The following is a 6867-nucleotide window of genomic DNA, read 5'->3' as shown; positions in this document are numbered from 1 at the left end:
TACGTTAATCATGAAATACTTTTAAATAAAATAGATAGCGTAAGTTCGTATTATGAAATTTTAGTTGTTAAAACGAATTTAACACTACCATATACCTCTACATTTATTGAGTTAGATTGTAGATATGGAATATTGACAAATACATTTATTGAGTTAGATTGTAGATATGGAATATTGACAAACAGAGAGAGTTAGAAGTGTTGATGGATAATGTACTAGAAAACAGAAAGTGACTTTACTGTTAAAATCTGGAACGAAATGATATAACTGTATTTATGTGTTGTTAATGCTAGATATCATTTTGAAATAAGTAGATATAGCTAATCTTTGCCGGAAATTCAGGTTCAGATAACCTACAAGTAAAAGACAAATTTGCATCTAGCACTAAATAATGAATTAGAACAGAATTCAAATTGGTAAATTAAATATTAAATCAAAGAGTTATGATTAAGAAATATATCATTCAATTTCTGTTACTGGTTACTCCTGTAGCCGGTATAGCACAGATTGCATCTCTTAGTGAAAATGTTAGATCTTTGTTGGAAAAACAAGAAATCTTGTATATAGAACGGCATCAGTACCTCAAAGATCACCATAATACGGCAACGCTGTTCCAAAAAGGAGAAATTAATGAAGAAAAGTTTCGTTCGGGAGCAGCCATGAAAGCTTTTGATCTGAAAACAAATACCTCGCGCATATTACTTGAAACGGATAGCGGAGTAATTCGTGATCCTGAGCTTTCGTTTGATGGCAGTCGGATCGTCTTTGCTTATCGAAAAAGCAAAGACGATGATTATCATATTTATGAGATCAATGTGGATGGTTCAGGGTTGAAACAACTTACTTTTGCAACAGGTATTTCTGATATAGATCCACTCTATCTTCCGGATGGAAGGATCGTATTCAGTTCTACTCGTGAACCTAAGTTTTGTATGTGCAATCGTCATATTATGTGTAATTTGTTTCGAATGGATGCAGATGGTGCTAATATTGTACAGATAGGGAAAAGTACCCTTTTTGAAGGACATCCGTCTTTATTGAATGACGGACGTATTATCTATGATCGCTGGGAATATGTTGATCGTAACTTTGGAGATGCACAAGGATTGTGGACGGTAAATCCCGATGGTACAAAACATGCAATTTATTATGGGAATAATATGCAATCACCAGGAGGGATTATTGATCCACGGGCTATACCGGGTAGTGACCTTTTGCTTTGCATATTTTCTTCTTGCCATGATCGCCCTGTAGGAGCATTGGCGTTAATTGATCGCCGTAAAGGTGTAGATGGTAAATCTAGTGTTGTCGATATATGGCCAAGTTATTCTTATGACTTAATAGACAAAGGTAATTGGGATGCATTTAGAAAGATAGATACGCGCTATGAAGATCCTTTTCCTCTGACTGAAAATTTGTTTCTGGTCTCACGATTTATACGTTTTGATAGTGAAAATGATAGTTTTATAAATGGTAGCTATAAAATGGGGATTGCTTTAGTAGATCGAAATGGAAAAGAGACATTGCTTATTGAAGGAGAGAAAAGCCTTTTCGATCCGATGCCAATAGCTCCACGCTATAAACCTATCAGTATACCTGAAAATAGAAATTATAAGAATGAAAACGGTTTTTTTTATGTGCAGAATGTATATGCAGGAACTCATATGGAAGGAGTCTCCCCGGGTTCGGTGAAGTATCTTCGTATAGTAGAATCTCCCGAAAAACGGACTTGGACAAAAGAAGGTTGGAAAGGAGGAGGACAACAAGCTCCGGCTGTAAACTGGCATAGTCTGGAAAATAAGCGGATATTAGGTGAGGTACCTGTTGAAGAGGATGGTTCGGCTTATATAGAGGTGCCAAGCGATCGGTTTGTTTACTTTCAATTATTAGACAAGGATCGTAAAATGATTCAGTCAATGCGAAGTGGAGTGACCGTTCAATCCGGAGAAGTAAATGGTTGTATCGGTTGTCATGAAGATCGTCTTTCTGTTCCTATATCAACAGCTCTCCCCCCACAGGCATTGCGTAAAAAGCCGATATCAATGAATGGATGGCAAGGTAAAACAGTTCTATTTTCTTTCATGAAAGAGGTACAACCTTTGTTAGATAAACACTGTGTACGCTGTCATGACTTTGATCCGGAAAATAGAGATAAGCTAGTATTGGCTGCTGATAAAAATCCTTATTTCAATGCTTCTTACATAAATCTTCACCATCGGGGAATCGTCAAATTAGTTGGTGCCGGCCCCGCAAATATCCAACAAGCGTATAGTTGGGGAGCTCATGCCAGTAAATTATCTGAAATAATTGAATCAAATCATCACAATGTAAAACTTTCAGTTGATGAAAAGCATATTTTTTATACCTGGATGGATTTAAATGGCGTTTATTATCCAGTATACGAATCGGCTTATCCTGATAATCCGGCCGGACGCTCTCCTCTTACTAATGAAGAATTGGAAGAACTTTCTCGGCTAACGGGGGTTGATTTCAAAAAACTTGGTCAGTGGAGTCGAAAACTAGGTCCGCAAATTTCATTCGACCGTCCGGAAGTAAGCCCTTGTTTGGATTCAGTGAAAGATAATCAAGAAGTGTATAAGCAAGCTATATCCCTCATAGAGCAGGGAAAGAAACGACTTCAGAAGACACCTCGTGCCGATATGGAAAACTTTATTCCGTGTGAAGCACACAGGTTGATGTTACGTAAATATGCAGAACGGTTAAAGATTGAAAATAATAATAGGAAAGCCGTTTGTGAAGCAGAAAAAATATATGATTAAAATTAAGAAGAATAAACAAGAGTATTTCTACGACTCACTTAATAAATAATTTTTATAGATGAAAAAAATATTGTTATTGCTATTGTGCACTTTTCTAATAATTAGTTGTAATGATTCAAATTCGATAAATATCATTCGGTCTCCTGGTTTCACGACAGAGGTTGGAGTATCTATTGATTCTGATTCTCTTTTCATCGAACTATGTAACAATAAGGAAGAACTGATCAGTCCGTCTCCTGTGATTCTCTTTTTGAATGGAGAAATTCTTAAGTGGTCACTGATATCAGAGAAGTCTTTTGAGAAAAAAGATATCATCTCTATGCCTTACGGAGAATTTCAGTCGGTGTCACAAGAATATAAAGAAGCTATATTCAACTTGTCCTGCCGGACAAAATCCGGGCAAACGTATCCGGCGGAGTTATTCGTCCGTGCTTACTCTGAAGGGATGGCCTATCGTATGGTGTTGAATAACCTGCCAAAAGACAGCCGATTGTTGGAAAGAAGTGAATGGATTCCTGCAAATCCGGGAGGAAAATGTTTGGTACCCAATGGAGAGCGCATGCCGATAGGTCCATCTCCTATATCTGAGCTGAAATCAAGGTATACAACCCCTATAATATATGGGATGGATAATTGCAATCTGTCTTTTCATGAAGCCGATCTGCATAACTATCCGCAGTTGTTTTTATCTAAAGGTGCTGAAGGAAAATCAATAAAGATGGTACAAGATGAGGCTGTTTGTGAAGGGACTGTATATTTACCATGGCGCGTTGTTTTTACCGGTAAAAGCATTGCGGATTTATACAATCAAAAAAGTATATATTTAAGTTTAAATGAGGCTCCACAAGGAGATTTCAGTTGGGTTAAAGCCGGAATATCCATGTGGGACTGGCGTGTAAAAGGCTGTACCTTCGATGGTTTTACTTACGGGATGAATAATGAGAGTTTGAAGCGGTTTATTGATTTTTGTGCAGAAATGGGACTTGACTATTTTTTATTGGATGCGGAATGGTACGAAAAGCATAATCCGCTCAAACCTGTAGAAGGATTGGATATAAAAGAGGTGATCTCTTATGGAAATCAAAAAAATGTGGGTACATTGCTCTATTATGATATGAAATACAGTGATAAAGATTGTCCGGTTATCGATTTTGACACTGTCGCTTCAACCTATGCGGGTTATGGAGCAAAAGGGGTAAAATTTGGTTTTTTGGGCGCTTTTGGTCCTAAATATACATTACAGGAAAAGACTCAAAAAACGGAAGAGTTGATCCGAATTGCCTCCAAGTATAAACTTTTGATAGACTTTCATGATAACCCTATACCTTTTAGCGGTTTGGAACGAACCTATCCCAATTATATAAATCGTGAATATTGTCATGCACAATTAGACAGGCGGGAGGCTTTTTCACCTGAAGGGTTTGTCAAAATAGCGTGTATAAATCTTTTGGCCGGTCAAATGGATCAGACCAATGGTACATTTGCATTGAATGATATGAAATCTCGCCTGAAAGGCCCGCGTAATGAATATAACTCGACAGTAGCATCGGAAACTGCCCGTTTTTTTATCACCCATACAGGGCATTTGTCAGTATTGATAGATGCTCCGGAAGCATATAATGCAAAATCGGATTTGTTTGCTTTCATCCGTTCTTTGCCTGTTACATGGGATGAGACACGTTATCTGGAGATGGATTTTGATTCCCATGTTGCGGTAATTCGCCGTAAGGGGGAGGATTGGTTTTCCGGTGTGGTATATAATGAAAAAGGCGGAAAGCACAGAATGGAGTTGGACTTTCTTGAACCTGATGTAAAATATGAAGCAACTATTTTTAGTGATTCTCCGAGTACTCATTATATAAAAAATAAGGAAGCATATTTGGTAAAAAAAGAGATTGTTCAATCCGATAAAGTATTGGAAACGACTGTAGCTCCCGGAGGAGGATACACTATTATATTTAGAAAACAAAACTAGATAAGATGAAAAAGGAATTATTGAATATAGGCTGCATTTTTATTTCACTGTTTTTGATTTTCACCAATTGCTCTTCTAAAAAGAATGTGTTGATAATAGGAGATTCTATTTCCCTAGGTTATACTCCTTTTGTGGAAACATCTTTGGCTGAAGAGGCGAATGTCGTTCATAATTATAAGAATGCCAAATTTACTCAATACGGATTGGATAGTATTTACAATTGGTTAGGAGAGACGAAGTGGGATGTGATTCATTTTAATTTCGGACTACATGACCTGTGTTATAGAAGCAATCCTACAAATCGTGATAAAATAAAGGGACATCAGACTACTCCCCTTGATATATATGAAAGGAATATGGAAAAGCTCATTGTTATTTTAAAAGAAACTGGGGCTGAACTTATTTTTGCAACAACGACAATGGTTCCTTCTGAGGAACCGGGGCGATATGCGGAGGATGTTGTTAAATATAACCGGACAGCTAAAGAACTCATGCGGAAGTATAATATTCCTGTAAATGACTTGTATCAGCTATCTTTAGACGTACACCCCAAATATGGTAAGGGGAATAACGACGTGCATTATAGCAAAGAGGGCTATGAGCTACTGTCAAAGCCGGTTATTGAAATGATTAAAAGTAAATTTTAACGGAAAGGAGACTTGATTATGTATTTAGAAGGAAAGAAACTGCAAACTTGTATATGTTTATTGAGCTGCTTTTTACCCATAATAGTTCATGCCGAGAAAAAGCAAAATGTGATTTTTTTATTGGCTGATGATTTGGGTTGGGTTGATTTAAGCTGTAATGGAAGTGCTTTTTATGAAACTCCTAATATAGACCGATTAGCTCAAAAGGGAGTATTCTTTAAAAATGCTTATGCAGCCTCCCCGGTCAGTTCTCCGGCAAGAGGGGCTATAATGACAGGAAAATATCCGTCTCGTACCGGTTATACCGGTTTGTTGGGGCAGTGGGGAAAACCCTCATTAGGCAAACTCATTGATGCTGATTTTGCTCCAAATATCTCAACGGAGGAATTTACAATGGCTGAAGCTTTTCAAGAGAATGGTTATAAAACAATCCATATTGGGAAATGGCATTTGGGAGAAAGTGAAGAAACATTACCTTTGTCTCAAGGTTTTGATGTTAATATTACCGGTTTTGAAGAAGGTGAGTGGGAAGCTCAAAGATTTAATGAAAGAGGTGAGTTTATTACTGATGTCCTTACAGATAAGGCCTTAAATGCTATTAAGGAAAACAGAAATGAATCATTTTTTTTGAATTTATGGTATTATGCAGTACATACTCCTATAAAGGCTAAGAAAAAAGATATTGATTATTTTAAAGAAAAAGCAAAACGGTTGGGACTTGACACTATCAATGCCATTGAAACCGGAGATCCTTTTCCTGCAATTCCATGGTTCTTACAAAAAAAAGGAGATAATCGGAATGGTACTCAAAGGCGTATGTTTCAATCTGATCCGGTTTATGCAGCTTTTTTGTATTGTTTAGACCAAAACATAGGAAGAATAATACAACTGCTGAATGATTTGAAGCTGAGTGAGCATACAACAATTGTTTTTTATTCAGATAATGGCGGATTGTCAACATCTGAAGGTTCACCAACTTGTAATGCACCGCTAAAAGATGGGAAAGGCTGGGATTCAGAGGGAGGAGTGAGAGTTCCTTTAATTATATATACACCTAAGGTAAAAACAGAAAAACATGTTTGTGACTGTCCGGTTGTGGGGACAGACCTTTATCCAACCTTATTGGATTTGTGCGGATTGCCACTGTATGAGGAACAACATATTGACGGGGTTAGTATATTACCTTTGTTAGAGGGGAAGGTTGTTAGAAGAGATCCTATTTACTGGCACTCTCCTCATTATTTCAATCAAGGAGGATATCCATTCAGTGCAATTATGGATGGAGATTGGAAATATATTTATCGTTATGATTTGGAAACATCTTATTTATATAATCTGAAAAGGATATAGGGGAAAAGGATATCCATTCAGTGCAATTATGGATGGAGATTGGAAATATATTTATCGTTATGATTTGGAAACATCTTATTTATATAATCTGAAAAGGATATAGGGGAAAAGGATA

At 37.0% G+C, this 6867-nt stretch carries 4 protein-coding genes; all 4 read left to right on the top strand.

Annotation, left to right across the window (positions count from 1 at the left end; translation table 11 throughout):
• Positions 1 to 443: 443 nt before the first annotated feature.
• The 4 genes from DXA15_RS24065 to DXA15_RS24050 are packed head-to-tail and all read left to right on the top strand — an operon-like array spanning position 444 to position 6752.
• Entirely contained in the window at positions 444 to 2780 is a 2337-nt protein-coding gene (locus DXA15_RS24065; protein WP_233567602.1) for a hypothetical protein, read from the top strand.
• A 58-nt stretch (positions 2781 to 2838) separates the two neighbouring features.
• A complete protein-coding gene (locus DXA15_RS24060) occupies positions 2839 to 4755 on the top strand; it encodes a glycoside hydrolase family 97 protein (protein WP_128135719.1) in 1917 nt (638 codons plus the stop codon).
• A gap of 5 nt (positions 4756 to 4760) precedes the next feature.
• Entirely contained in the window at positions 4761 to 5402 is a 642-nt protein-coding gene (locus DXA15_RS24055) for an SGNH/GDSL hydrolase family protein (RefSeq protein WP_128135718.1), read from the top strand.
• Positions 5403 to 5420: 18 nt separating this feature from the next.
• A complete protein-coding gene (locus tag DXA15_RS24050; RefSeq protein ID WP_128135717.1) occupies positions 5421 to 6752 on the top strand; it encodes a sulfatase in 1332 nt (443 codons plus the stop codon).
• Positions 6753 to 6867: the final 115 nt, after the last annotated feature.

Origin of the sequence: Parabacteroides sp. AM58-2XD, assembly GCF_003463685.1 — a bacterium.
GTDB classification, from domain to species: Bacteria; Bacteroidota; Bacteroidia; order Bacteroidales; family Tannerellaceae; genus Parabacteroides; species Parabacteroides segnis.
Note: the sequence above shows the minus strand (reverse complement) of the source record. Positions and strands in the feature narration are given on the sequence as shown.

Bases quoted from the DNA above. Each gene is read 5' to 3' on its own strand.
- DXA15_RS24060 (WP_128135719.1), top strand. From the start codon at position 2,839: ATGAAAAAAATATTGTTATTGCTATTGTGCACTTTTCTAATAATTAGT.
- DXA15_RS24065 (WP_233567602.1), top strand. From the start codon at position 444: ATGATTAAGAAATATATCATTCAATTTCTGTTACTGGTTACTCCTGTA.
- DXA15_RS24055 (WP_128135718.1), top strand. From the start codon at position 4,761: ATGAAAAAGGAATTATTGAATATAGGCTGCATTTTTATTTCACTGTTT.
- DXA15_RS24050 (WP_128135717.1), top strand. From the start codon at position 5,421: ATGTATTTAGAAGGAAAGAAACTGCAAACTTGTATATGTTTATTGAGC.